Raw genomic sequence first — 24,869 nt, 5'->3', positions numbered from 1 at the left:
TATTTTAATTAAGTATATGAAATCCGTGCTAATCCGCGGAATCCGTGTCTAAATATTAACCATCAATCAAACTCAATGAACAGACTATTACTCAGTGTTTGCTTTCTTATCATCAGTTTTATGGCTTCGGCACAAGTTGTCGGCACAATCACAAACACCAAAGGCGAGCCCTTACCATTTGTAAATATCCTTATCGAAAACACCTATAAAGGTACTACCAGTAATGACGATGGCTATTACGAGCTCAATATTACAGAGCCCAAGACTTATACTATTATATATACCTATTTAGGCTACAAAACCGTGAGGGAAAAAGTGGCTGTTGAGAAATTTCCCTATACCATTGATGTCACACTACAAGAGGAATCGGTTTCCCTAGGTGAAGTGGTTATAGATGCAGAAGACAATCCTGCCAATGCCATTATACGTCAAGCTATAGCAAATCGAAAGGAAAATCTTGAAAAAATACAATCTTTTGAAGCCAATTTCTATTCCAGAGGTTTAATAAAAATCAAGGACGCTCCCGAAAAAATATTAGGCCAGGAAGTTGGGGATTTAGGTGGTGGGCTGGATTCTACACGTAGCGGCATTATATATCTTTCTGAAACCATATCCAAAATCCAATTCTTAAGACCAGACAAGCTCAAGGAAAAAATCACAGCCTCAAAAGTCAGTGGAGATGATAACGGTTTTAGTTTTAATACTGCCATTGATGTGAATTACAATTTTTACAATAATACGGTTGAATTTGGCAATGAAATCGTTTCTCCTATTGCCAATAACGCCTTTGGCTATTATCGATACAAGTTAGAAGGCGTGTTCTATGACGAACGTGGCAATCTTATCAATAAAATAAACGTGATTCCTAAAAGTGAAAACGACCCAGTCTTTTCCGGAACCATCTACATAGTTGAGGACCAATGGACTATTTATGCTTTAGAACTGGATATCACTGGTGTACAAGCTCGTATTCCTGTGGTGGATGTTATATCACTGAAGCAAAGTTTTTCGTATTCTGAAGCTATTGATATGTGGGCAGTGATTTCGCAGAGCATCGATTTTAAATACCAATTTTTGGGCATAAAAGGTGATGGGCGTTTTACGGCAGTTTACAGTGATTATGAATTTAATACAGGACTTACTAAAGCAGATTTCGGGCGAGAAATTGTGGCTTTTGAAAACGAGGCCAATAAGAAGGATTCACTATTCTGGAAAACTCTAAGACCAGTACCTTTAACTATTGAAGAACGTACGGATTACATCAAAAAAGATAGTATTCAAATTGTGAAGGAATCTAAACCCTATCTCGATTCTATTGATCGAGCAAACAATCGATTCAAATTAGGAAGTATCTTGGGTTACACCTATCAAAATTCGCATAAGGATTTTCGAGCTGGGTGGGATATTCCAACAGTTCCTCAGTTTAATACGGTTCAAGGCTACACAGCAAAAGCGAATCTGTTCTACATCAAAAATTATGACGAATTTAAACGCTTTTTTAGAGCCAATGCTAATTTAGAATATGGATTTTCAGATAAACGCTTAAGAGCAACAGGTTCCTTAACTTATAAATTCAACAATACAAGCCGACGGTTTTTAACGCTTTCAGGTGGCGTGAGCGCAGAACAGTTTAATCCTTCAGAACCAATATCACCACTTATCAATAGTGTTAGCACCTTGTTTTTTGAAGACAACTATATGAAGTTGTATGATAGAAGTTTTCTTCAACTCAGCTATTCCGAAGAGTTGTTTAATGGTTTTAGGTTTTACACCACCTTAAGCTACGACAGACGAAAAGCGCTATTCAACACTACAGATCAAGTCTTTATTAATGAAGATAATGATATGTACACGAGTAATAATCCATTGGATGAAACCGCTTATGGAGTGGCTCCTTTTGAAACCCATAATATTCTAAAAGCCAATGTGACGGCGCAAATCAATTTTGGGCAAGAGTATCTCAGTTATCCTGATAGTAAATTCAATATTGGAAATGACGCCTACCCTACTCTGGTTTTGAGTTACGAAAAAGGCTTTGGTGCCACCAATAGCGATTATAATTTTGACCAAGTCAAAGCAAGGTTGTATCAATCTTTTAACGTGGCTGATAAAGGGCGCTTTAGATACAACCTAAGAGCAGGCAAGTTTTTTAATGCGGATGATATCGCCTTTATGGATTACCAACATTTTAACGGTAACCAAACCCATGTGAGTACAGAAGGCAATTACACCAATGTCTTCAACAACTTACCATATTATGCTGGCAGTACCAATGACGCTTATTTAGAAGCACATGCTGAGCACGATTTTAACGGTTTCATTTTAGGAAAAGTACCATTACTGAACAAGCTCAACTTTAACTTGGTTGTCGGAGCACATTTGCTGGCCACACCAGATTTTAAACCGTACCAAGAATACAGTATCGGAGTCGATAATATAGGTTGGGGAAAATGGCGTTTCTTAAGAGTGGATTATATTCGTTCGTACCAAAGCGGATTTCAAAGTGATGCAATTTTGTTTGGGTTGAAATTCTTTTAATTTTATCAAGTTGTCATTCCTGCGTAGGCAGGAATCTATCATATGAATAAAATCAATAATCATGAAAAAATATATCCTTTTACTATTTCTATTTGCTTCAGTTAGCCTTCCAGCACAAGAAGAAGAAACCAAAGACTACTCAAAACAAGTCGCCACTTTAGACAGCACCATCGAAACTTTATATTCGGTTATCTCTGGTGATGCTGGGATTGAGCGCGATTGGGATTTGTTTAAACATCTGTTTCACAAAAACGCGAAGCTAATTCCAACAGGGAAAACCCAAGAAGGTGAGACGGTAGCACGCTATTTGACACCAGATGATTATATAAAATCCTCTGGAAAATGGCTGTTTGAAAACGGCTTTCACGAGGTGGAAATTAACCGAGAAACACAAACCTTCGGGAACATTACCCAGGTATTCAGCACCTACGAATCCTTTAAAAACAAAGACGACGAAAAGCCTTTTATGCGAGGCATCAATAGCATCCAATTAATGAACGATGGAGAACGCTGGTGGATTATCAATATCTACTGGATGCAAGAGTCTAAAGAGAATCCAATTCCTGAGAAGTATTTGCCTAAGAATTGATGATGTTGATTGTCATTCCTGCGAAGGCAGGAATCCACCTTAAAAATAGATTCCTCATCAAGTGCGGAATGACGAAATTTGTAGAATTAGTCTTAAAAACCTATTTGTGGTCTAACAATAACTCCTTACTTTTATAACAAGAAAAAACACCATTCACAAATGACATTCAAATCCACTTCAAGCCTAATCATAGCATTAGCAATTTCAATCCTAAGCTTTGCCCAAACCACTACAGAAAACGCTAAGCCCATTTTTAAGGATGGAGAAGCTCAAATCGTAGAAGCCTTCAATTACCCAGATAATTGGTTAAGACACGATCTTTGGGTTGAAACCGAATTTGATACCGATGGAGATGGAGAAAAAGACAGAATGCATGTTTCGGTAACTAGACCAGAACAAACCGAAACAGAAGGTTTAAAACTTCCTGTCATTTATGTCACCAGCCCATACTTTGCTGGAGTTGCAGCCGATGCGCCTGGGACAATGTGGGATATAAAACATGAGCTAGGAGGTAAATCAAAAGAACGTTTTCACCCAGAAGTAAAGCGACGCGGTGAACGACCAATCATTTCAAATTCGCACATTAGAAAATGGGTGCCACGAGGCTATATTGTCGTTCACTCTTCATCACCTGGAACAGGTTTATCTGACGGAGCGCCAACCATTGGTGGTAAAAACGAATCTTTAGCTCCTAAAGCGGTAATCGATTGGCTAAATGGACGTGCAAAAGGTTATAAGGAGCGTAATGGCAATGAAGAAGTGAAAGCTTATTGGACTACAGGAAAAGTTGGTATGACAGGTACATCTTATAACGGAACTTTACCATTAGCTGCTGCCACAACTGGTGTTGAAGGTTTAGAAGTCATAATTCCTATTGCTCCAAATACTTCCTATTATCATTACTATCGTTCGCACGGATTGGTACGTTCGCCAGGTGGTTATTTAGGTGAAGATATCGATGTACTATACGATTTTGTACATAGTGGAGATGAAGATAAGCGTGCACACAACAATAAAGTAGTACGAGATACCGAAATGATGGACAATATGGACCGACAGACTGGTGATTACAATGATTGGTGGGCTGGTCGTGATTATTTGAACCAAATGGATAATATGAAAGCCGCAATGCTAATGTCTCATGGTTTTAACGACTGGAACGTGATGCCAGAACACAGTTACAGAATATATAAAGCAGCAAAGGACAAAGGCTTAACAACACAAATTTATTATCACCAAAACGGCCATGGTGGACCACCCCCTACTTCAATGATGAACAAATGGTTTACTAAGTATCTGCATGGTGTAGATAATGGTGTTGATCAAGAAAAGCACAAAGCTCATATCGTAAGAGAACATGATGACAGGCAACAACCAACTGCATATGCAGATTATCCAAATCCGAGTGCCACACACGTTACGTTAAGGCTTACACCAGGTGGTAATGGTGTTGGAGGGTTATCCTTAGATGATACAGCAGAAGTTGGAGAAACCTTAATCGACGATGTGTCATTTTCTGGAAAAGATTTGGCAACTGCTAAAAGTTCTGAAAACAGGTTATTATACGCAACCCCAGTATTAAAAAACGACCTCCATATATCAGGTGTACCTAAAGTGAGCATTACGCTTTCTAGCAACAAATCAGCTGCAAATCTATCTGTTTGGTTGGTTTCGTTGCCATGGCAAGAAGGAAGTGATGTGAAAATTACCGATAACATCATTACACGTGGATGGGCAGACCCGAAGAACTATAAATCGCTAACAGAAGAAGAGGATTTGGTACCAGGCCGTTCTTACAATCTTACTTTCGATTTGCAACCAGATGATCAAATTATTAAGGCTGGCCAACAAATAGGGTTAATGATTTTTTCTAGTGATCAGGAGTTTACACTGCATCCACAACCAGGCACAGAACTGACAATTGAGTTAGACAAAACAAAGCTGGTGTTACCAATAGTTGGTGGAGAAGAAGCGTATAAAAAGTTTGTTGATTAATTTTTGATAAGCTTAAACGTCTGACGAGATGTTTCGTTTATAACAGTTAGAAAATAGATACCATGTTCTAAAGATGTGGTATCTATTTTGTTTGAAACCGTATTGACATTAACCTGTTTTCCTAAAACATCAAACATTTCATAATTTAACTTTTCCGAATTAGATACAACAGTAATTTGGTCCGTAAATGGATTAGGGTACACCTGTGCAGTCTCACGAGTCACATCATCAACACTCAACAAGTCATTACAATTAGGATTTACGGTTGTTGCTGTCATAAAAGTGCCATTATTCACATACCAATTCTGCCATTCGCCTCCGCTACCACTTTGCCAATCGGATAAATCGAAATAATTTTCTCCTGAAGTCATTCCTGGTACTTTATAGACTTTTAAGGCTTCATTGTCTCGCATCCAATTGAGTGGATTATTCGGTGAGCAGTTTTCAGGTAAGTATGATGTGGTACAATTCGTTTGAATAAAAAAAGCGTGCTCTTCATACGTAGGATAATCGCCAAATACATAAGCTTTACCATCGACGTCTACACACACAGCAGTGTATTCATTGCAGGCAATTCCGAATGCTCTTGAATTGTTATCCGTTGCATAACGAGCCAAAAAGGTACTATGTCTTCCTCGTCTATCAGGATCGTCATAATGCGTATCCGTTATTACATTTTCAAGAAACGGAATCTCTAAAAAATCATTATAACCCAATGTCATTCTGCTATGATATGGATTTCCCAAAGCCTGAGTATTGGTCACAGTTCCATTTTGCGCTGAAAAATAAGCACTCCCTAAAATTGCCATACCTGCACTTGTTCCTCCAATCACACCGCCTTTTATATTTACAAAATTATTTAATGCAGCTTCCAGTTCATTATCCTTAAAAAAACTAACATAATCATACTGGTCGCCACCGGCAAACCAAATCGCTTCAGCTTTTTCAACCTTATCCAAAAGATAACCGCTTGTCGCACCTTCTTCATTATCAACCACAAAAGTCCTAACCGAATTTATAGCTACACCCAATTGCGAATAGAAATAATCGTTATAGCCATCACTTCCTGAGGCTCTCAAAACCACCACGTCACCGCCATTGGCTTTGTTAAGAAACCAAACCATAGCCTCATCACTTTCGCTTGCGCCTCCCATCATACAGATTCCTGAATCTGGAGTTACCACTAAATCCGTTGAGCTACCGGTTAAATATTCTGTATAGCCTTGGGAAAACCCAAATTGAATTGACAAAGTGATTATAAGTGTAATTTTTTTCATATTTTAATTCTTATCCTCTAATAAAGGTACAAATCGAAACTCGCCAAGCTCATGTTTTTCAAATTCCTTTGGGCCTTTTCTAATAAATAAGGTCATGACTTGCACGTCATCACCAACAGGAATTACTAAGCGTCCGTTAATTGCTAACTGACTCAATAATGGTTTAGGCACAAATGGTGCACCAGCCGTAACAATAATACTATCAAACGGTGCTTCCTCTGGTAAACCTTTGTAGCCATCGCCAAAAATGAGTTTCTTGGCTCTGTAGCCTATTTTTGGTAAGAATTTAGAAGTTTTTTTGAATAGCTCTTGTTGTCGTTCAATACTATAAACTTTAGCTCCAAGCTCAATCAACACAGCACATTGATAACCACTTCCTGTTCCGATTTCCAAAACTTTATCACCAGGCTTCACTTGTAACAATTCCGACTGAAAAGCCACCGTATAAGGTTGGGAAATAGTTTGATCTGCAGCAATAGGAAACGCTTTGTCGACATAAGCATGGTCTAAAAATCCAGAATCCATAAAAAGATGTCTCGGAATTTTACCAATGGCTTTTAAAACTGCTTCTTCCTTAATGCCCTTTGTTATCAGAGTTTCAACCAATTGCTGTCGCATCCCTTGATGCTTAAATGTATCTTTCAAATCTTAGTTTAGTTTCTCGCTAAATTAATTGAAAGAAAAGCAAAATCCAATCCTAAATTTGAATTATTGAATTCACAGTATTTTATATTTTCTTTTTTAAATTTCTGATTCAAAACGCCTATTTTTGTTAAAAACTGAAAAACATGCTAAAAGCTGGTGTTCTTGGTGCTGGTCACCTTGGTAAAATTCATCTGAGATTACTTAATCAATCTACTAAATATGAGCTTGTAGGATTCTATGATGCCGATCCCGAAAACGCCAATCGCGTTGTTGAGGAATTCGGATACACCTATTTTGATTCCATTGATGATTTAATCGATGCTGTTGATGTTGTAGATATTGTAACTCCTACCCTTTCACATTACGATTGTGCCAAAAAAGCCATTAAAAAAGGGAAGCACATATTTATAGAAAAACCTATTACCAATACGGTTGAAGAAGCTGAAACCATCAGAACACTGGTTGCAGAACACGGAGTTAAAGGACAGGTTGGTCATGTAGAACGTTTCAACCCTGCATTTATTGGTGTAAAGGATAAGATTGAAAATCCGATGTTTATTGAAACCCATCGTTTAGCTGAGTTTAATCCTCGTGGTACAGATGTGCCAGTGGTATTGGATTTAATGATTCATGATATTGATATTATCCTTAGTGTGGTAAATTCGCCTGTAAAGCATATTTCTGCCAGTGGAGTTTCTGTTGTAAGTGAAACGCCAGATATTGCCAATGCACGTATTGAATTTAAAAATGGTTGTGTTGCCAATCTTACCGCAAGTCGTATTTCACTAAAAAATATGCGTAAAACAAGATTCTTTCAAAAGGATGCCTATATCTCGGTTGATTTTCTTGAAAAGAAATGTGAAGTCGTTAAAATGAAAGATGCACCTGAAAATCCAGGTGATTTTGATATGATTCTTCAAAATGCGGAAGGGGTAAAAAAGCAAATCTATTTTGACAATCCCGAAATTGAAAACAACAACGCCATTTTAGACGAGCTCGAAACTTTTGCAGATGCGATTAACAACAACACAAAGCCAGTTGTGACTTTACACGATGGTACAGAAGCGTTGCGTGTAGCGAATATGATTATAAATCAGTTTTAAAACAAAACGTCATTACGAAGGAAGAATGACTGAAGTAATCTTTTTAATTGAAACTCAATTTTTATTTTAAATTATTATACAAACAGATTGCCACGACTTTAGAAAAGTCTCGCAATGACAAATACATTATAAATGAAAAACATAGCAGTAATAGGAGCAGGAACAATGGGAAACGGAATTGCCCACACTTTTGCTCAATCTGGATTTAAAGTTAACCTTATTGATATTAGCGAAGCTTCACTAGAAAAAGGCATGGCTACCATTTCTAAAAATCTTGATAGAATGGTTGCTAAAGAAAAAATTTCTGAAGCTGATAAAGCAGAAACCCTTGGTAACATAGAAACGTTTACCGATTCAGGATATGGAGTACAGAATGTCGATTTAGTTGTTGAAGCCGCAACAGAAAATATAGATCTAAAGCTCAAAATCTTTAAGCAATTGGATGACATCTGTGGTGATGACACCATCTTGGCAACGAACACGTCTTCCATTTCCATTACACAAATAGCAGCTGCAACCTCAAGACCTGAAAAGGTTATCGGGATGCACTTTATGAATCCAGTGCCAATTATGAAATTGGTTGAAATCATTCGTGGTTATAACACAAGTGATGACGTCACAAAAACCATTATGGATTTATCTAAAACCTTAGGTAAAATCCCAACGGAAGTTAATGATTATCCTGGATTTGTAGCCAATCGTATTTTAATGCCAATGATCAACGAATCTATTGAAACACTTTACAACGGAGTTGCAGGTGTTGAAGAGATTGATACCGTTATGAAGCTAGGTATGGCACATCCAATGGGCCCATTACAGTTGGCGGATTTCATAGGTCTTGATGTATGTTTATCAATTTTGAATGTAATGTACGATGGATTTAAAAATCCTAAATACGCACCTTGTCCATTATTAGTTAATATGGTTCAGGCTGGCAAACTAGGTGTTAAATCTGGTGAAGGTTTTTATGATTATTCTGAAAGTCGAAAGGCTGAGAAAGTCTCTAAGCAATTTTCTAAGTAAACAGTCACAGTCACAGTTTTCAGTCAAATTTTATCAACTGAGACTGAATACTGAGACTGAATACTAAATGCATGGCAAAAATTATCCCATTTAAAGCCGTAAAACCAACAAGAGCCATAGTTGGCTTGGTTGCGGCGCGTCCTTACCAGAGTTACACAGTAGATGAGCGCGAATCTCGAATGGATTATAATCCTTATAGTTTTCTTCATATTGTAAATCCTGGCTATAAGTATGCTCAAGAAGTGATCGGGAAGGAACGGTATAGGTTGGTAAAAAATCGCTACGAGGAATTTAAGGAAGATGGTGTATTTGTTCAAGAAAAAAAACCTTCACTGTATGTCTATAAAATCGTAAATAGACACGGACAAGAATTTAACGGCATTATCGCTGCAACAAGTGCTGAAGATTACGAAAATGATGTCATTAAAAAGCACGAAGATACCATTGCCAAACGTGAGCAAACCTTTAAAACCTACCTTAAAACCGTTGGTTTTAATGCAGAGCCAGTACTCCTCACCTACCCAGACAATGATATAATTTCTTCCATAATTAAAAATACTCAAAAAGGTCATGCCATTTTTGAATTTACAATGACCTACAGAGATACGCATTATCTCTGGAAAATTGATAATGAAGATACCATTAGGACAATTCAAGGTGAGTTTGAACAAATGGAAACCATTTACATAGCAGATGGTCATCATAGATCTGCCTCATCGTATTTGTTGTATAAAGACGAAAAAGAAAAGAACTCGAACCATAATGGAAGTGAATCTTACAATTTCTTTATGTCGTATTTAATTCCGGAATCGGATTTGGTCATTCATGAATTTAACCGGTTGGTTACCGATTTAAATGGACTTACTAAAGAGGAGTTTCTTATAAAACTAGATGAGTGTTATCGAATAGAAAACAGAGGTATTATGCCATACAAACCTTCTAAACCTCATCATTTTAGCATGTACTTAGATGGTGAGTTTTATTCTTTATATTTAAGGAAGACCAATTACCAGTTCAACAACGCTTTAGATGAGCTAGATGCGCAATTATTATACAAAACTATATTGCAACCCATTTTAGGTATTGAAGATCTTCGTAATGACAATCGCATAGAGTATGTCAATGGTCAGCACGAGATGATTACCATAAAAAGCAGTGTGGACAGTGGCGCCTTTGTGGTTGGTTTTGGTATGTGCCCATCTAATGTTGAGCAAATGAAACAAATTGCTGATGAAGGCTTAAAAATGCCACCTAAAAGCACTTATATATTACCTAAACTAAGAAGCGGAATAACAATTTATGAGTATTAAAGAGAACTTACAAAATATAAAATCAAGTATACCAGAAGACGTCACTCTTGTGGCCGTTTCAAAAACTAAACCCGTTAGTGATTTAATGGAAGCCTACAACGCTGGTCAACGCATTTTTGGAGAAAACAAAATTCAGGAAATGGTTGATAAGTATGAGGACATGCCAAAGGATGTTGAATGGCACATGATTGGTCATGTACAACGCAACAAGGTGAAGTATATGGCGGAGTTTGTGAGTTTAATTCATGGTGTAGATAGCTTCAAACTATTGAAAGAGATCAACAAAAGAGCCAAAAGTCATGATAGGGTTATAGATTGTTTACTTCAAATTAAAATTGCTGAAGAAGATAGCAAATTTGGGATGTCAGCTAAGGATGCTTCTTCCCTACTTCAATCTGAAGCATTTTCAGAATTAAAAAATATTAGGATTGTTGGCCTCATGGGAATGGCGACGTTTACAGATGACATGAAACAAGTAGAAAGTGAATTTAAGTTTTTAAAGTCCACCTTTGATGCGCTAAAACCACTGCAAACAGAAAACTGCCAACTGCAAACTATATCTATGGGCATGAGCGGTGACTACCAGTTAGCTATTGATTGCGGCAGTAATATGATCAGAGTTGGAAGTAGCATCTTTGGAGCTAGAAATTATAATTAATATTCTTATACGGATAGCATTTACTTTTTTAACTTAGTGCTTTATTAGTAAACTTCCAATTTTAGAATTATATACGCAATACTAGACATAGAAACCACAGGTGGTAAGTATAATGAAGAAGGTATCACAGAGATAGCAGTTTACCAATTTGATGGTCATAAAGTCACCGATCAATTTATTTCCTTAGTAAATCCTGAGCGTGAAATTCAACCCTTTGTTGTTAATCTTACAGGTATAAATTCTAACATGCTCAAAAATGCGCCTAAATTCTATGAAGTCGCCAAACGCATTGTAGAAATCACGGAAGACTGCATCATCGTGGCTCATAATGCCGATTTTGATTATCGCATTCTTAAAACAGAATTTAAACGTCTTGGTTTTCCCTTTAAACGCAAAACACTTTGCACAGTAGAACTGTCACAACAGCTTATGCCAGATATGGAATCCTACAGTTTAGGTAAGCTGACACGAGCGCTAGGTATACCTGTAAGTGATAGGCACAGGGCGAATGGAGATGCCATGGCTACTGTGAAGTTATTTAAAATGTTGTTGAATAAGGATACTAGCAAAAAGATTATAAAGGATGCTGTAAAAATTGAACAGAAGTCAAAATTAGCACCGAATCTTAAAGAAATAACAGAAGATTTACCAAGCGATACAGGAGTATACTATATCCATGACGCGCAAGGCAATATTATATATATTGGCAAGAGTAACAACATTAGAAAACGAATTATACAACACTTCACTAATAAAAATTCTAAATCGAAGAAAATACAAGTACAGGTCAATGCTGTTACTTATGAAAAAACCGGTAGTGAACTCGTTGCTCTCCTAAAGGAAAGTGAAGAAATAAAGAAAAACAAACCTATATTAAATAGAGCTTTAAAACGTAATCGATTTACTCAAGGTCTTTATAGTTTTGTTGATGAAAATGGATACGTTAATCTTAGGATTAGTCATATTAAGCCTAACGAAAAACCAATAACGACGTTCACCAATAGAAAAAGTGGTATTTCTTTTATTAACAGAATGGTTGAAGTGTACGAGCTGTGTAACAAACTCTGTGGCATAGACAAATCTATAACAAGTTGTTTTAATTATGGAATTGAAAGTTGCCATGGTGCTTGCATAGGTGGTGAAACACCTGAAGATTACAACAAAAGAGCTAATGAAGTCATCCTAAAAAACAGTTATGATAATAAAAATATGATACTTATTGATAAAGGGAGAGATGTGCATGAAAAAAGTGTAGTACTTATTGAAGATGGTATTTTTAAAGGTATTGGTTTTTTTGATCTTAATCACCAGATAAACAATCGCGAAATACTTGAATCACTTATCACACCGATGCAAAATAATAGGGACACACAGCATATCATACAGAGCTATATGCGCAGAAATAAACGACTAAAAATCATAGAACTACAAAACGCATGAAATTAAAATTTACGCTGCTTACAATTCTTTTTTCCTCATTTTGCTTTGCCCAAAACTACAATGTAGCTATGCAGGTTTCTAAAAGTGACTTAGAATATACATCTTATGCAAAAGATTCAACTGCAAATGCACTGGTCATATATGATTATGGTAATAGTTTTGTTGATGAAGAAACATTCTGGCTTAGGTTTCAGCTTGAGCAAAAAATAAAAATCCTAAGAAAAGAAGGTATTGAACGTGGTGAAGTTGAAGTAAAACTTTATAAAGGCAAATCCTCTAAAGAAAAAATTCTTAAAATAAGAGGCGCTACCTATAACCTAGAAAATGGTAAAACAGTGAAAACTGAATTAACCCAAGATGCCATTTTTGAAGAAGAAAATGAAAATTACACCTTAGTAAAGTTTGTCTTACCCAATGTAAAAGTTGGAAGTGTTATTACTTACAGCTATGAAACACAATCTCGTTTTATGTCCAAGTACCAGCCTTGGTATTTTCAAGGTCCGGATCCTGTATTATATAGTGAATATAACACCAGCATCCCAGGTAATTACGAATACAACATAAAGCTTGTAGGTTCTATACCATTAGAGGTTAACGAAACAAGCTTAAAAAAGAACTGTATTGACCTAAGAGGAGATGTTGGTGCTGACTGTGCTATAGCTAAATATGTAATGAAAAATATTCCTGCTTATAAACCAGAAGGCTTCACTACTACACCGCTCAACTATATAGCAAGAATTGAATACGAACTAAGCGTGATAAGAGGGTTTGATGGAAGTGTTGATAAGCTCACAAAAACTTGGGCAGATGTTGACAAGGAACTAAAATCGGACAAAGATTTCGGAAGGCAAATCAGCAAAAAAAGTCTTGCAAAAAATATACTCCCAGACGATATAACTTCAATGCCTGATAATTTAGAAAAAGCTAAGGCCATTCATCAATTTGTTTTGGATAATTACAAATGGAATCAAAAATATGAGAGACATGAAGTGTCTGTAAAAAATACAGTTAAAGAAAAAATTGGAAATGCTTTTGAAATCAATTTGCTTTTGGAAAACCTATTATCTTCCGAAGGTTTCCAAGTCTATCCTATTTTAGTGTCTACTCGTGGCAATGGTTTTGCTACCAAAATCTATCCCGTTTTAACAGATTTCAACTATTTAATTTTAAAAACCACCATAGATGGCAAAGATTACTTTTTAGATGCCACTGAACCGTACTTGTCTTTTGGCGAATTACCGTTTAGAGTACTTAATCAATATGGAAGGTTAATGGATTTAGAAGATGGTAGCTATTGGGAGGATATTGAGATAAAAGATTATTCCACAAGGCTACACACCATACAAATTAACTCATTTGAAGAAGATGTTTTTGGAGGTGTTATAGAAAGTAAGTCTACAGGATATCAAGCCCATGATCTAAAACGTATGTATACTGAAAACTCTCAAACATACAAAGAACAGAGAGCTGATAAGTATACGGAAATCAGTATTGAAGAGCATAATGTTTCTGACTTAGAAAAAAACAGTTATGATTTTGAAGAGGAAATACACTTTACCTTAGAACCAGAGTTTATTGGTAATAAAATTTATTTAAATCCTTTTATAGTAAAATTCTTTGAAGAGAACCCATTTAAATTACAAGAGCGCACCTACCCAATAGACTTTGGTTATAAAGATACCTATACCTATATTATGAATATAGACTTGGGAGACGATTTAAATATTTTAGAGATTCCTGGTTCTGTTAACTATGCACTACCAAACAAATCAGGTACATTTTTATTTAATGTTGAAAATAAAGACAATCAGTTAACATTATATTTTAAAGTAAAATTTGATAAGGCTATCTATGCTCCAGAATTTTATGACTACCTTAAAACGTTTATGGATACTGTTGTTGAGACACAAAATAATACGGTAATAGTCCTAGAGAAAATCTAAACTTTTCTTTTTGTATTTTTAAAACGTGGAAAACGACAACAAACATACTTGGAAAACCAAACTGCATGAAATAATTTATGAAGCTGATACTAGAGCTGGAAAATTATTTGATATCATTTTGCTCATTGCTATTCTCGCTAGTATTGTTTTAGTAATGCTAGAAAGCATTAGCAGTTTTGATGAAAAGTATCACGCTTTTTTAAATGTAAGTGAATGGGTTATTACCATATTGTTTACTATAGAATATATAGTTCGTATTATTACAGTAAACAAGCCTATAAGGTATATTACAAGTTTTTATGGTATCGTTGATCTTTTATCAACTATACCTAAATATTTATCACTATTTTTCGTAGGGTCTCAAGCACTTGTTGCCTTACGTGCTTTGCGTCTATTGAGAATATTCAGAATTTTAAAATTGGCACGTTACCTAGGTGCATCAAACCAATTGGCAAGTGCTATTAAAGCCAGTAGAGCAAAAATTTCGGTCTTTTTATTTGCCGTAATTATTGCCTCTGTAATTTTTGGTACCATAATGTATTTAGTGGAAGGAGCTGCCAGTGGCTTTACAAATATCCCAAAAAGTGTTTATTGGTGTATTGTAACCTTAACTACTGTTGGTTTTGGAGATATTGCACCTGTGACTCCTTTAGGGCAATTTATTGCAGCGGTGATTATGGTTATGGGTTATGGTATTATTGCTGTGCCTACCGGAATTGTTTCTGCTGAATATACTAAGGCCTCTAACAGCAAGGATAAAATTACTAAAGAAGAAGAAACGCAGTTAAAGACAGTAACACTTAACACACAGTGCTGTGCCAATTGTCTTGCTGTAAAACATCAAGATGGTGCAGAGTTCTGCCATAAATGCGGATGTAAGTTACACTATGACTAACACACTCATTTCCATAGTTGGGCCTACAGCTATTGGCAAAACAGCTCTAAGCATCAAACTGGCTCAACATTTTAATACCGAAATAATTTCTGCCGATTCTCGTCAGTTTTATAAAGAAATGAATATTGGTACCGCTGTACCATCTGCTGAAGAATTGAGCGCAGTAAACCATCATTTCATTCAACATAAATCCATTAAAGATATCTATACGGTTGGAGATTTTGAACGTGATGCAATTTCTGCAATTAAAGATATTCACCAAAATAATCCTGTCGCCGCTATGGTTGGTGGTTCTGGTTTATACGTAAAAGCCGTTACTAAGGGATTGGATGATTTTCCTAATGTAGATGCAAATATTAGGATAGAACTCAATAAAAGATTTGAAGATATTGGAATAGAATCTTTACAAAACCAACTTAAAGAATTAGACCCAGTTGCTTACAAAACCATTGCTATTGATAATCCACAACGCTTGGTTAGAGCCTTAGAAATTTGTATTGGCACTGGGAAACCATACTCATCATTTTTAACCAATCCTGAAAAGAAGCGACAGTTTAAAACCATAAGCATTGGGCTTAAGGCAGAGCGCCAAATCATATACGATAGGATCAACCAGCGTGTTGATATAATGATCGAAAACGGACTATTGGAAGAAGCTAAAAGTTTGTTGCCTTATAAAAATTTAAACGCACTGAATACAGTTGGCTACAAGGAATTGTTTCAATATTTTGAAGGTAATTCTACCTTGGATTTTGCAATTTCAGAAATAAAGAAAAACACCAGACGTTTTGCCAAACGGCAATTAACATGGTTTAAAAAAGACGATAGTATAGCGTGGTTTGATTATGAAACCGATGTGAATAAAATAATTAGCTATATTGAAAAACAGCTATAAAAAAACCCAACTTAACAAGTTGGGTTTTTTCTTTTTTTATTTGTCGTTACCGTTAACTACCAATCTAAATCCTTCACCATGAATATTTAATATTTCAACTTTTGGATCTGGTTTTAAATACTTACGAAGCTTAGCAATATAAACATCCATGCTTCGTGAAGTAAAGTAGTTATCATCTCTCCATATCTTGGTCAATGCTAACTCTCTTGGCATTAAGTCATTTTCATGTAGTGCCAACAAACGTAACAGTTCGTTTTCTTTTGGAGATAATTTTGTTGGTTCACCACCATCAAACTTTAAGAAACGTAGTTTAGAATTTAGGTCAAAACGACCAATCTTAAATTCAAACTGTTTACTATCTGCAACAGAATCTGTTGCTTTACGTTGCATAATGGCTTTTATCTTCATTAATAAGACTTCGCTATCAAACGGTTTGTTTAGATAGTCATCCGCACCAACCTTATAGCCTTTAAGCACATCTTCTTTCATGGCTTTTGCCGTTAAAAAGATAATCGGTACATCTGTATTTTTCTCACGAATTTCTTTTGCCAGTGTAAATCCATCCTTATAAGGCATCATTACATCTAAGATACAAAGATCGTAATCGTCTTTTTTGAACTTTTCAAAACCTTCCATTCCATTCTTGGCATGGACAACGTCGTAATCGTTCATCATTAAATAATCTTTTAAAACGGTTCCAAAGTTTGGATCGTCTTCTACCAAAAGAATTTTCTTGTTTTGTTCTTCCATGATTCGTTTTTATGATATTAACGGCAACTTTATAATAAAAGTACTGCCTTTTCCTTTTTCACTTTCTACTGATATATGACCTTGATGATCATCTACTATTCGTTTTACATAAGCTAATCCAAGCCCATGCCCTTTTACATTATGTACATTACCTGTATGTTCTCTGTAAAATTTTTCGAACACACGTTTTGCAACTTGCTTAGACATACCATTTCCTTGATCTGCTATCTTTAATATAACATTATTACCGATATTTTCGGTATAAACATCAATTTTAGGTACATCGTCCGAGTACTTAATGGCATTATCTAATATATTGACTATCACATTTGTAAAATGTGTTTCGTTAGCCAAAACTGATGACATGGCAGCATTTAAATGTGTTTTTACATAACCTTTTCTATCCTCAACTATTAATTCTACATGTGTAATAGCATCTTCAATTAAGTCGTGTAACTCAATACGCTCTTTACTAATATTAAGTTCGTTCTTTTCTAACTTAGAAATACGTAACACGTTTTCTACTTGTGCGTGCATGCGTTTGTTCTCATCCTTTATCATTCCTAAATAACGCTTTACCTTATCTTGGTCGCTAATTATCTTAGGGTTTCTTATGGCATCTAACGCTAAATTTATAGTTGCTATTGGCGTTTTAAACTCATGCGTCATATTATTGATAAAATCAGTCTTTATCTGCGATATTTTTCGCTGTTTTATCAATTGGTGAATAGCGCTAGAGAATGCCAAAATGATAATACCCGTAAAAACAATAGACAATACCACCATCCACATTATTGAAGACAACAGGTATTTTTTTCTATTGGGAAAATCTACATAAAGCGTATAATTGCTTTCGTTGTTATTGTCTAAAAAGACTGGTATCCCAACGGTTGTTTCTGGGTTTTTATCAAAATTCAACGTTTGAATCTTAGTCGCCAGGTCATCATCATATATCGCAAAATCAAAGTCTAGATCTATACCTTCGCTACGCAACTCCCGTTCTAACATGTTTTCTACAAATGGTATCGATACCCTTCTATGAATTGGCACATCTTTAAGAAGCGTCTTAAAAGTGGCTTCATATATTTGCTTTTCAATTTCTGGTAATCTAGAATATTCTACCAAACGTCGTTGTGGTTTTATACTCAGATCATTCTCACTTAGCCTTCTATTACTAAAATACTCTGTCACACGCTCGTTAGTAAAACTAGGAACATCTATGCTGTCTGCATCAATTTCAAAGAACAATGAGGGCACCTTAAAGCGTTCCTCTAAAACCGTATTTCTATGAATTATGGTTTCGTCATTAACGTCATCTTCTGTAGTGATATACAATTGCCTGAGTATTGTTGAATCCGGCACTTTGTTATCTGCAATAAAAGGTTGAATAAAACTAGTGTATTTCTTGAGCTCAAATTCTTCTATATCCCTCGACACAAAACTGAGCGCTCGTGTAACACTTAACGTAAAATTCTTTTCCTCATTTTCTAAACTATTATTAATAAAAAATGATTGCACAAAGATTATACCAATGAGCGATAGACTCATTAATACCACCAATAAGATGAATAGCTTTTTGCCCATCAGCCAAATTTAACATTTTAACATTTAGCACAAATTAGGTTTAACCTTACATTAACAAAAGCAGAGTAAGGTTATTTAATTTTTTTAAGGATAGATTCATGGATTTCTGCAGCCTGTTGCTTTGCCACATTTAAATCGTTATTAACAATGACAAAATCTGATTTCTCAATCTTCTCATCATCAGTCAATTGATTTTCTATTATCGCCTTTATTTTTTCCTTAGAAGCATTATCTCTATGCATTACCCTTTCTATCCTCAAATCTTCGTCAGCAACAACAGTAATAATATAGTCGTATTGATTCTCCATGTTGTTTTCAAAAATAATTGCAGCTTCTTTTATAACATAAGGACTTTCTTGCTTTTTTAACCAGCGTTTAAAGTGTGAGGCCACTTTGGGATGAACAATAGCATTCATCTTAACTAAAAGCTGTTTATCATTAAAAATTTTTGAAGCGAGATAAGGTCTATTTAGCATATCGTCTTTGTACGCAGATTTACCAAATAATTGAATTAGTTTTCGTTTTATGACCTTAGAGCGATTCATTAATGCCTTTGCTTCCTCATCCGCAATGTATACAGGTATGCCAAAAGATTGAAATTCTTTGCCTATAGTGGTTTTACCACTACCTATACCACCTGTAAGACCAACTACTATCATCTTATAATTTAATAAAGTCTATACGCTTTTGCTTCATAGCTGTACGTTTAACGAACTCTGGTTTTTTAACAATTTTTGGAACAAGAAACGATTGGTCATCTACTAAAGCCTCATAATCGCATTCTACTCTAAAATCTGAAGCGTCAATAGCATTATAATTATCTAAATCTACATAATATGTAATTGTCACCGTCTTTGGGAAATAATTAATTTCAACATTATCTGGCTTGTTTATTATTGTTATCGGACATTCAATTGTGCCCTCTGTAAAACGTTTGACTTCTGCTTTTACGGTTATATTTTTAGGAAAGACCTCAATATCTTGTAACCTCTCGAAATTTAAATTTCTGCTAATGTTAGAATTGACGTCCTGTAGCGTTAGCTCTTCTGTAGATATTGATTGTATTTCATTTACTTTCTCTGATGACCCAACAACTTTAACGCTATCTATGCTTAATTCATAATCGCCTATGATATCATATCCGGCAGCAAAATCAACATTAGTTTTTAAAACTACAGGAACATACTTTGATGCTCTTGTTGAATAAGACAACAGCAAAGTATCTGGTTTCAGGGACAATACTTTGTAAGCAGAGCCAAGTTGTCCTTCTATTAAAAACCTGTGTTTTTGTACATCAAAAATGTAATATTCTGGCATTGTCACTATATCTGTCTTTGCGTCCAAAACCACCTCTTTAGAATCCTTAAAAACAAATGGTATTAAGGCAAACCCTTTGGCTTCTATTAAAGCTTCCATGGTGTTTAATGAGTCGTTATTCAGAATAATTTCATCGTCAATATTTATCAGGTTTACTTTTAAGTTTATAGTCTGTTTGTAATCATTAGAAAGTTTAGAAAAAATAAGAAACACAAAAGCAATAACCACAAATAGACTAAAGCGCTTAACGTTTCGTCGCTTTAGATACTCAGATATTTTCATTTTTTTCTTAGAGTTCATAGGTCATCTAGAAAAACAAATTAGGAAATGCCTCTTGAGGCTGTTTTCTCAAAACCACCAAGTTGAATGTTGACTTAAAAAACCCAAAACCATATCCAAAAAACTGTACTATAATTGCGACAATAGACTGAAAAGCCACTATTATATTTTTGTTCACAATTAATGATACTAAAAATGCTATTATAAAATAAAAAAGATAAGCATAAAATGGCATTGCTATCTTAAAAACCAGTAGCAATATTGAAACTAAAAAGCCTAAACTAAATAGAGTTGGAAACCAATATACTAAACTCTTGGAATGAGGGTGCCATTGATTAAGGATAGGCCTTACCATGCCAAACTTATGTACTTGCTTATAAAATTTAGACCAGGATATGCGTCGTTTATGAAAAACAAAGGCATCTTTAATTAATGTTGTTTTATAACCCAAATTTAATAACCGTAAAGATAAATCTGGATCTTCGCCAGGATGTATTTTACCAAACCCACCTGAATCCAAGAACGCTTTTTTAGATAAGCCCATATTAAAACTTCTTGGCTGAAAATTTTCCACCTGTTGTTTACCTCCTCTTATTCCGCCTGTGGTAATAAAAGACGTCATAGCAAAATTAATCGCTTTTTGGAGATTGGTAAAAGAAGGATGTGCGGCATCTGGCCCACCGAAACAATCGTAATAGTTCTTATTTAAGAAAGTATCTACTTCAGATAAATAATTTGAAGGTAAAATAACATCAGAATCTAAAATGATAAAATAGTCCCCTTTGGCTTTTTGCATTCCAAAATTTCTAGAATCGCCAGGGCCAGAATTCTGTTTAAAATAATATGAAATATCTAATTCCATCTTATAGCTGTTCACAATCGACTCTGAAGTCTCTCTAGAGCCATCTTCTACGATAACTATTTCGTACTTATAATCGCCCTTTAAGCCTAAAAAACTTTCTAAAAGCTCTTTAATTTCATCTGGTCTATTATATACAGGAATTATAAATGAGATAAACATAGTTTGCGCAAAACACAAAGGTAATTAAAGCTATCACATAACTTTATAATAAAATGAACAATAGAGCCTCAACTTCTATTTTTTAATGAATTTGATGATTTCTGACTTACCGTCACTGGTCAATTTAGTAAAGTAATTACCGCTTTCTATTGAAGATAAATTAATCTTAGTATTATTTACCAAAGGATATGACACAAATACTATTCTACCTGTGATATCGAAAACTTCTAGTGAATCTATTTTCTTTTTAGAATTAATAAATAATTCTTCAGTTACGGGATTAGGATAGTAGTTGATTATAGAATGATCATTAAATTCATTAATAGACAAAAACGTGCCCTCAACAATATTTATCTTTTGATTTGGTGATACATTATAGATAATGTCTTCAATACCGCTAAGCCATTTAATTTTTATATAATCAACAACTGTAGCATTACCAATCCCGAAGTGTTCTGTTTCGGTATTCTGGGACAAATACCCTTCGCCTAACATTACATGACGGTATTGTTTAGTTCCATTAACTGAAATCTCAATAATGGATCCTACGGCATCTATATTGCTAACTGTACCTTCTAAATCTATTGAAATATAATTATTACTCTGTACTTCGATGTTTTCCCAAAGTGATGGCTCTTGGTCAACATCATTATTAACAAGAATTTCTACTACTCCATTGTTATCATAATCACCTATTGCAGAAGCATAACTTCTATAGGCATTTGTTTGAAATCCTGAAATGGTGGAATTATCAAATGTCTCATCGCCGTTATTTACATAAAATGCATACGTAGCGTACATATTCTCTCCGCTATATTGAGTATTTACGTATAAATCTATGTTACTATCGTTATCTGCATCCAAAAAACTTGATCCCCAAGAAAAGCTATCCAAATCAGTCCCTGAACTCAATGCTATATTTGTAAATGTTTCATCACCATTATTTTTAAACAATACACAACCAGGTTGCGGTGTACTTATGGTTTCTGGTGTATTGGTAATGTAAATATCAAAAAAACCGTCAGCATTAAAATCGTCAATGGTAACTGACATGGCGTCCATTACTACATCTGTACCAGATGATTGACTGACATCCGTAAAAGTACCATCTCCATTGTTTTTATATAGGTAATTGGGTTTAAACTTGTCGTTAGCTACATACAGGTCTTGCCAACCGTCATTATTAAAGTCAAAGAATCCTGAGCAAAAACTAAGTGCTGGTAAGTTATTTAACCCAATACTATTTGTAACCTCAGAAAAAGTGCCATCACAATTATTCTTAAACAAATAGTTTGTAATGGTCGTATCTCCAATCCTATTTGATAAATAAACATCTAAACAGCCATCATTGTCTATATCTCCCCAAGATGCTCCATAGGTGTATAAATTATCCAATGGGAAACCTGAAGATACCGTAACATCAACTAAAGTGTTATTTTCTCGTCTAAAAAGCCTATTGCCATCAGTGTCGCTAGTGAGAAAAAAGTCTTTATCACCATCATTATCGTAATCGACCCAGCATGCGCTCCTTGTCCTGTAGTTGTATGTATTAGGGCTGGTAAAAAAAGACGTTTCTACGAAAAACTGACCATTAATGTTTTTATAAAATTGCACAGGCACACCTGCTCCTGTAGCTAATGTTATATCGTCCAATCCATCATTGTCAAAATCTACAAAACTCGCGCCACTACCTCCAAAAACCGAGTTGCCAGTGTGCTCATCTATACCCAATATATCTGCCCTATCTACAAAATTGATTTGTGAAAAGGCCAAATGACATGGTAGAATCAATAAGAAAAAGATAATTCTAATCATCAGGGGATTTTATTCTTTTAAATTAAATATAAAAAGAATATTTAATTCAATTCGTAGTACATCCATTAGTATTTAATGACTTTAATTGTTTTAGAGTGATTAGACGAAGTAACTTTCGCAAAATAAGTACCTGCTTGTAAATGAGTTATATCAATATTTTCATATAATTCAGTCGAGTAAATCCTTAAGACCTCCTCACCTAGCACATTAAATATCAACACCTTATCAATATCAACTTCTGAATTAATCATAAATCTATCTTTAACAGGATTTGGATAAATTTTCATTGACGACAATTCATTATCATTAATGGATAATGCGGAACCTTCAACAATATGTATTTGCTCATTAGCTCCAATATTGTAAATCACATCTTCCACTCCACTCAACCATTTAACTTTAACATAGTCCACAACTGTAGCATTACCCAATCCAAAAAATTCGCTTGAAGAATTTTGGGATAAATAGCCCTCACCACATAATGTGTATCTATACTGTTTTACTCCATTAATAGATATTTCAATTAGAGAACCAATTCCATTTCTGTTACTCTCTGTTCCTTCTAGTTTTACTTTTAGCCAATTATTGGTTGATGGAGAATTATTTTTCCAGAGGAAGACATTGTCGTGATTAATATTATTAACTACTATTTCTGGATAGCCATCATTATCGGTATCACCAATAGCATTTGAATAACTTATCGCAAAATCATTAGGTATTGAAGAGTTGGTGATATTAAACGAACCATCATTATAATTCTCGTATAATGCCGAAGATAAATAACCAGGGACAGAGCCATTGTGTTCGGCACTTACATACAAATCTAAATCAGTATCATTATCAGCGTCTAAAAAAACAGCTCCCCAACCCACACTATTAAATGTTGTGCCTGTAGGTTGTGCTACATCGGTAAATGTGCCATCACCATTGTTCTTTAAAAACACATTGCCAGGAACGTCATTTGTTATATAAATATCCATCCAGCCATCAGCATTATAATCATCAATGGTCACAGACATAGCGTCAATTGTAATATCAGAACCAGATTCCACGCTAACATCTGTGAAAGTACCATCACCATTATTCTTATACAGTGTATTTGCGTTCTCTATTTTATCATTTGCCACATAAATATCTTGGTGACCGTCATTATTATAATCAAAAAACGCTGAACAAAATGACAACGTACCAATATTAATAATTCCAGCTTCAGTATTTACAAGCGAAAATGTATTATCTCCATTGTTTTTATACAAAACATTAGGAATGGAAGTACTTCTATTACTTAAAAAAACATCTAAAAATCCGTCTTTGTTATAATCTCCCCAAGATGCTCCATAGGTAACAAGCACATCTGTTAATATACCCGAAGATAAGGTGATATCTTCCATTATCATGTTACCAAGGTTTTCATATAACTTATTGCTACTATTATCGCTAGTGACAAACAAATCGTTATCTCCGTCATTATCAATATCCACCCAATTAACCTGTTTATTTTTCCAGTTGTTGGAATCAATATTCAAGGTTTGCTCTACAAAGTTTCCGTTAATATTTTTTAAAAATCGTATTGGATCACCCTCAGCTGAAGCAATAGTTATATCATCCCAACCATCATTATCGTAATCATAAAATGTTATACCGCTACCATATAGCGTATTTCCACAAGTAACATTTATTCCGATTTCCGTAGCTTGATTTTCAAAACTTATCTGTGCAATAGCATCACTTAATACAAAAAATAGTATTAAAGAGAATGTAATTCTAAAATGCATTTCATTATTTAAATTTT

At 34.9% G+C, this 24,869-nt stretch carries 20 protein-coding genes; 11 read left to right on the top strand and 9 right to left on the bottom strand.

Annotated elements, in window-relative coordinates:
• The first annotated feature begins 75 nt into the window (after window positions 1–75).
• From ACQ65V_RS11000 to ACQ65V_RS10990, 3 genes are all read left to right on the top strand, one after another.
• Window positions 76–2,538 (top strand): DUF5686 and carboxypeptidase regulatory-like domain-containing protein, encoded by a 2,463-nt coding sequence (locus ACQ65V_RS11000; RefSeq protein ID WP_430467922.1) that lies wholly within the window; start codon window positions 76–78, stop codon window positions 2,536–2,538.
• Window positions 2,539–2,599: 61 nt separating this feature from the next.
• Window positions 2,600–3,127 carry a hypothetical protein gene (locus ACQ65V_RS10995; protein WP_430467921.1) on the top strand — a complete coding sequence of 176 codons (528 nt, stop codon included), beginning with the start codon at window positions 2,600–2,602 and terminating at the stop codon, window positions 3,125–3,127.
• Between the two features lie 159 nt (window positions 3,128–3,286).
• Complete coding sequence (locus ACQ65V_RS10990; RefSeq protein WP_430467920.1) at window positions 3,287–5,122, top strand: Xaa-Pro dipeptidyl-peptidase; 1,836 nt, start codon at window positions 3,287–3,289, stop codon at window positions 5,120–5,122.
• Here the strand turns inward: ACQ65V_RS10990 and ACQ65V_RS10985 are convergent.
• Together ACQ65V_RS10985 and ACQ65V_RS10980 are read right to left on the bottom strand one after the other, a co-directional pair.
• Window positions 5,119–6,399: a T9SS type A sorting domain-containing protein gene (locus ACQ65V_RS10985; RefSeq protein ID WP_430467919.1), complete on the bottom strand. Its 1,281-nt coding sequence runs from the start codon at window positions 6,397–6,399 to the stop codon at window positions 5,119–5,121. The two genes, ACQ65V_RS10990 and ACQ65V_RS10985, sit on opposite strands and share 4 nt — an antisense overlap.
• 3 nt (window positions 6,400–6,402) lie before the next feature.
• Window positions 6,403–7,044, bottom strand: a complete 642-nt coding sequence (locus tag ACQ65V_RS10980; RefSeq protein ID WP_430467918.1) for a protein-L-isoaspartate(D-aspartate) O-methyltransferase — start codon at window positions 7,042–7,044, stop codon at window positions 6,403–6,405.
• Window positions 7,045–7,187: 143 nt separating this feature from the next.
• On the opposite strand from ACQ65V_RS10980, the gene ACQ65V_RS10975 reads away from it, so the two are divergent.
• From ACQ65V_RS10975 to miaA, 8 genes are all read left to right on the top strand, one after another.
• A complete protein-coding gene (locus ACQ65V_RS10975; RefSeq protein ID WP_430467917.1) occupies window positions 7,188–8,147 on the top strand; it encodes a Gfo/Idh/MocA family protein in 960 nt (319 codons plus the stop codon).
• 132 nt (window positions 8,148–8,279) lie between these two features.
• Complete coding sequence (locus ACQ65V_RS10970; protein ID WP_430467916.1) at window positions 8,280–9,170, top strand: 3-hydroxyacyl-CoA dehydrogenase family protein; 891 nt, start codon at window positions 8,280–8,282, stop codon at window positions 9,168–9,170.
• Window positions 9,171–9,241: 71 nt separating this feature from the next.
• Entirely contained in the window at window positions 9,242–10,480 is a 1,239-nt protein-coding gene (locus ACQ65V_RS10965; protein WP_430467915.1) for a DUF1015 domain-containing protein, read from the top strand.
• Complete coding sequence (locus ACQ65V_RS10960) at window positions 10,470–11,138, top strand: YggS family pyridoxal phosphate-dependent enzyme (protein WP_273289867.1); 669 nt, start codon at window positions 10,470–10,472, stop codon at window positions 11,136–11,138. The genes ACQ65V_RS10965 and ACQ65V_RS10960 overlap by 11 nt, the downstream gene beginning before the upstream one ends.
• 69 nt (window positions 11,139–11,207) lie before the next feature.
• Window positions 11,208–12,578, top strand: coding sequence for an exonuclease domain-containing protein (locus ACQ65V_RS10955; RefSeq protein WP_430468628.1), 1,371 nt, complete (start codon window positions 11,208–11,210; stop codon window positions 12,576–12,578).
• The gene (locus tag ACQ65V_RS10950; protein ID WP_430467914.1) at window positions 12,575–14,521 is read left to right on the top strand and encodes a DUF3857 domain-containing protein; all 1,947 of its coding nucleotides are present in this window, start codon (window positions 12,575–12,577) and stop codon (window positions 14,519–14,521) included. The genes ACQ65V_RS10955 and ACQ65V_RS10950 overlap by 4 nt, the downstream gene beginning before the upstream one ends.
• Before the next feature lie 25 nt (window positions 14,522–14,546).
• Window positions 14,547–15,416: an ion transporter gene (locus tag ACQ65V_RS10945; protein ID WP_430467913.1), complete on the top strand. Its 870-nt coding sequence runs from the start codon at window positions 14,547–14,549 to the stop codon at window positions 15,414–15,416.
• A complete protein-coding gene (gene miaA, locus ACQ65V_RS10940; RefSeq protein WP_430467912.1) occupies window positions 15,409–16,311 on the top strand; it encodes a tRNA (adenosine(37)-N6)-dimethylallyltransferase MiaA in 903 nt (300 codons plus the stop codon). The genes ACQ65V_RS10945 and miaA overlap by 8 nt, the downstream gene beginning before the upstream one ends.
• Before the next feature lie 36 nt (window positions 16,312–16,347).
• Here the strand turns inward: miaA and ACQ65V_RS10935 are convergent, their stop codons facing one another.
• The 7 genes from ACQ65V_RS10935 to ACQ65V_RS10905 all read right to left on the bottom strand — a co-directional run bounded on the left by ACQ65V_RS10935 (window position 16,348) and on the right by ACQ65V_RS10905 (window position 24,852).
• Window positions 16,348–17,061: a response regulator transcription factor gene (locus ACQ65V_RS10935; RefSeq protein ID WP_155087202.1), complete on the bottom strand. Its 714-nt coding sequence runs from the start codon at window positions 17,059–17,061 to the stop codon at window positions 16,348–16,350.
• 9 nt (window positions 17,062–17,070) lie between these two features.
• On the bottom strand, window positions 17,071–18,645 hold the full coding sequence (locus ACQ65V_RS10930; protein WP_235898257.1) for a sensor histidine kinase: 1,575 nt from the start codon (window positions 18,643–18,645) through the stop codon (window positions 17,071–17,073).
• 71 nt (window positions 18,646–18,716) lie between these two features.
• The gene (gene coaE, locus ACQ65V_RS10925; RefSeq protein WP_430467911.1) at window positions 18,717–19,304 is read right to left on the bottom strand and encodes a dephospho-CoA kinase; all 588 of its coding nucleotides are present in this window, start codon (window positions 19,302–19,304) and stop codon (window positions 18,717–18,719) included.
• Window position 19,305: 1 nt separating this feature from the next.
• Window positions 19,306–20,262: a CdaR family protein gene (locus ACQ65V_RS10920; protein WP_430467910.1), complete on the bottom strand. Its 957-nt coding sequence runs from the start codon at window positions 20,260–20,262 to the stop codon at window positions 19,306–19,308.
• 7 nt (window positions 20,263–20,269) lie between these two features.
• On the bottom strand, window positions 20,270–21,262 hold the full coding sequence (locus ACQ65V_RS10915; RefSeq protein WP_430467909.1) for a glycosyltransferase: 993 nt from the start codon (window positions 21,260–21,262) through the stop codon (window positions 20,270–20,272).
• Window positions 21,263–21,337: 75 nt separating this feature from the next.
• Complete coding sequence (locus tag ACQ65V_RS10910) at window positions 21,338–23,077, bottom strand: FG-GAP-like repeat-containing protein (protein ID WP_430467908.1); 1,740 nt, start codon at window positions 23,075–23,077, stop codon at window positions 21,338–21,340.
• A 65-nt stretch (window positions 23,078–23,142) separates the two neighbouring features.
• Window positions 23,143–24,852 (bottom strand): FG-GAP-like repeat-containing protein, encoded by a 1,710-nt coding sequence (locus ACQ65V_RS10905; RefSeq protein WP_430467907.1) that lies wholly within the window; start codon window positions 24,850–24,852, stop codon window positions 23,143–23,145.
• Window positions 24,853–24,869 lie beyond the last annotated feature (17 nt).

The organism is Winogradskyella ouciana, assembly GCF_965284585.1.
Taxonomy (GTDB): domain Bacteria; phylum Bacteroidota; class Bacteroidia; order Flavobacteriales; family Flavobacteriaceae; genus Winogradskyella; species Winogradskyella ouciana.
The sequence above is the reverse complement of the archived record's forward strand: the minus strand, read 5'-3'. Positions and strand labels throughout refer to the sequence as shown.

Excerpts from the sequence above, each read along its gene's own strand:
- ACQ65V_RS10935 (WP_155087202.1), bottom strand. The coding sequence starts at position 17,061 with ATGGAAGAACAAAACAAGAAAATTCTTTTGGTAGAAGACGATCCAAAC.
- ACQ65V_RS10910 (WP_430467908.1), bottom strand. The coding sequence starts at position 23,077 with ATGATTAGAATTATCTTTTTCTTATTGATTCTACCATGTCATTTGGCC.
- ACQ65V_RS10950 (WP_430467914.1), top strand. The coding sequence starts at position 12,575 with ATGAAATTAAAATTTACGCTGCTTACAATTCTTTTTTCCTCATTTTGC.
- ACQ65V_RS10930 (WP_235898257.1), bottom strand. The coding sequence starts at position 18,645 with ATGGGCAAAAAGCTATTCATCTTATTGGTGGTATTAATGAGTCTATCG.
- ACQ65V_RS10985 (WP_430467919.1), bottom strand. The coding sequence starts at position 6,399 with ATGAAAAAAATTACACTTATAATCACTTTGTCAATTCAATTTGGGTTT.
- coaE (WP_430467911.1), bottom strand. The coding sequence starts at position 19,304 with ATGATAGTAGTTGGTCTTACAGGTGGTATAGGTAGTGGTAAAACCACT.
- ACQ65V_RS10990 (WP_430467920.1), top strand. The coding sequence starts at position 3,287 with ATGACATTCAAATCCACTTCAAGCCTAATCATAGCATTAGCAATTTCA.
- ACQ65V_RS10970 (WP_430467916.1), top strand. The coding sequence starts at position 8,280 with ATGAAAAACATAGCAGTAATAGGAGCAGGAACAATGGGAAACGGAATT.
- ACQ65V_RS10960 (WP_273289867.1), top strand. The coding sequence starts at position 10,470 with ATGAGTATTAAAGAGAACTTACAAAATATAAAATCAAGTATACCAGAA.
- ACQ65V_RS11000 (WP_430467922.1), top strand. The coding sequence starts at position 76 with ATGAACAGACTATTACTCAGTGTTTGCTTTCTTATCATCAGTTTTATG.
- ACQ65V_RS10975 (WP_430467917.1), top strand. The coding sequence starts at position 7,188 with ATGCTAAAAGCTGGTGTTCTTGGTGCTGGTCACCTTGGTAAAATTCAT.
- ACQ65V_RS10965 (WP_430467915.1), top strand. The coding sequence starts at position 9,242 with ATGGCAAAAATTATCCCATTTAAAGCCGTAAAACCAACAAGAGCCATA.
- ACQ65V_RS10920 (WP_430467910.1), bottom strand. The coding sequence starts at position 20,262 with ATGAACTCTAAGAAAAAAATGAAAATATCTGAGTATCTAAAGCGACGA.
- ACQ65V_RS10915 (WP_430467909.1), bottom strand. The coding sequence starts at position 21,262 with ATGTTTATCTCATTTATAATTCCTGTATATAATAGACCAGATGAAATT.
- ACQ65V_RS10905 (WP_430467907.1), bottom strand. The coding sequence starts at position 24,852 with ATGCATTTTAGAATTACATTCTCTTTAATACTATTTTTTGTATTAAGT.
- ACQ65V_RS10995 (WP_430467921.1), top strand. The coding sequence starts at position 2,600 with ATGAAAAAATATATCCTTTTACTATTTCTATTTGCTTCAGTTAGCCTT.
- miaA (WP_430467912.1), top strand. The coding sequence starts at position 15,409 with ATGACTAACACACTCATTTCCATAGTTGGGCCTACAGCTATTGGCAAA.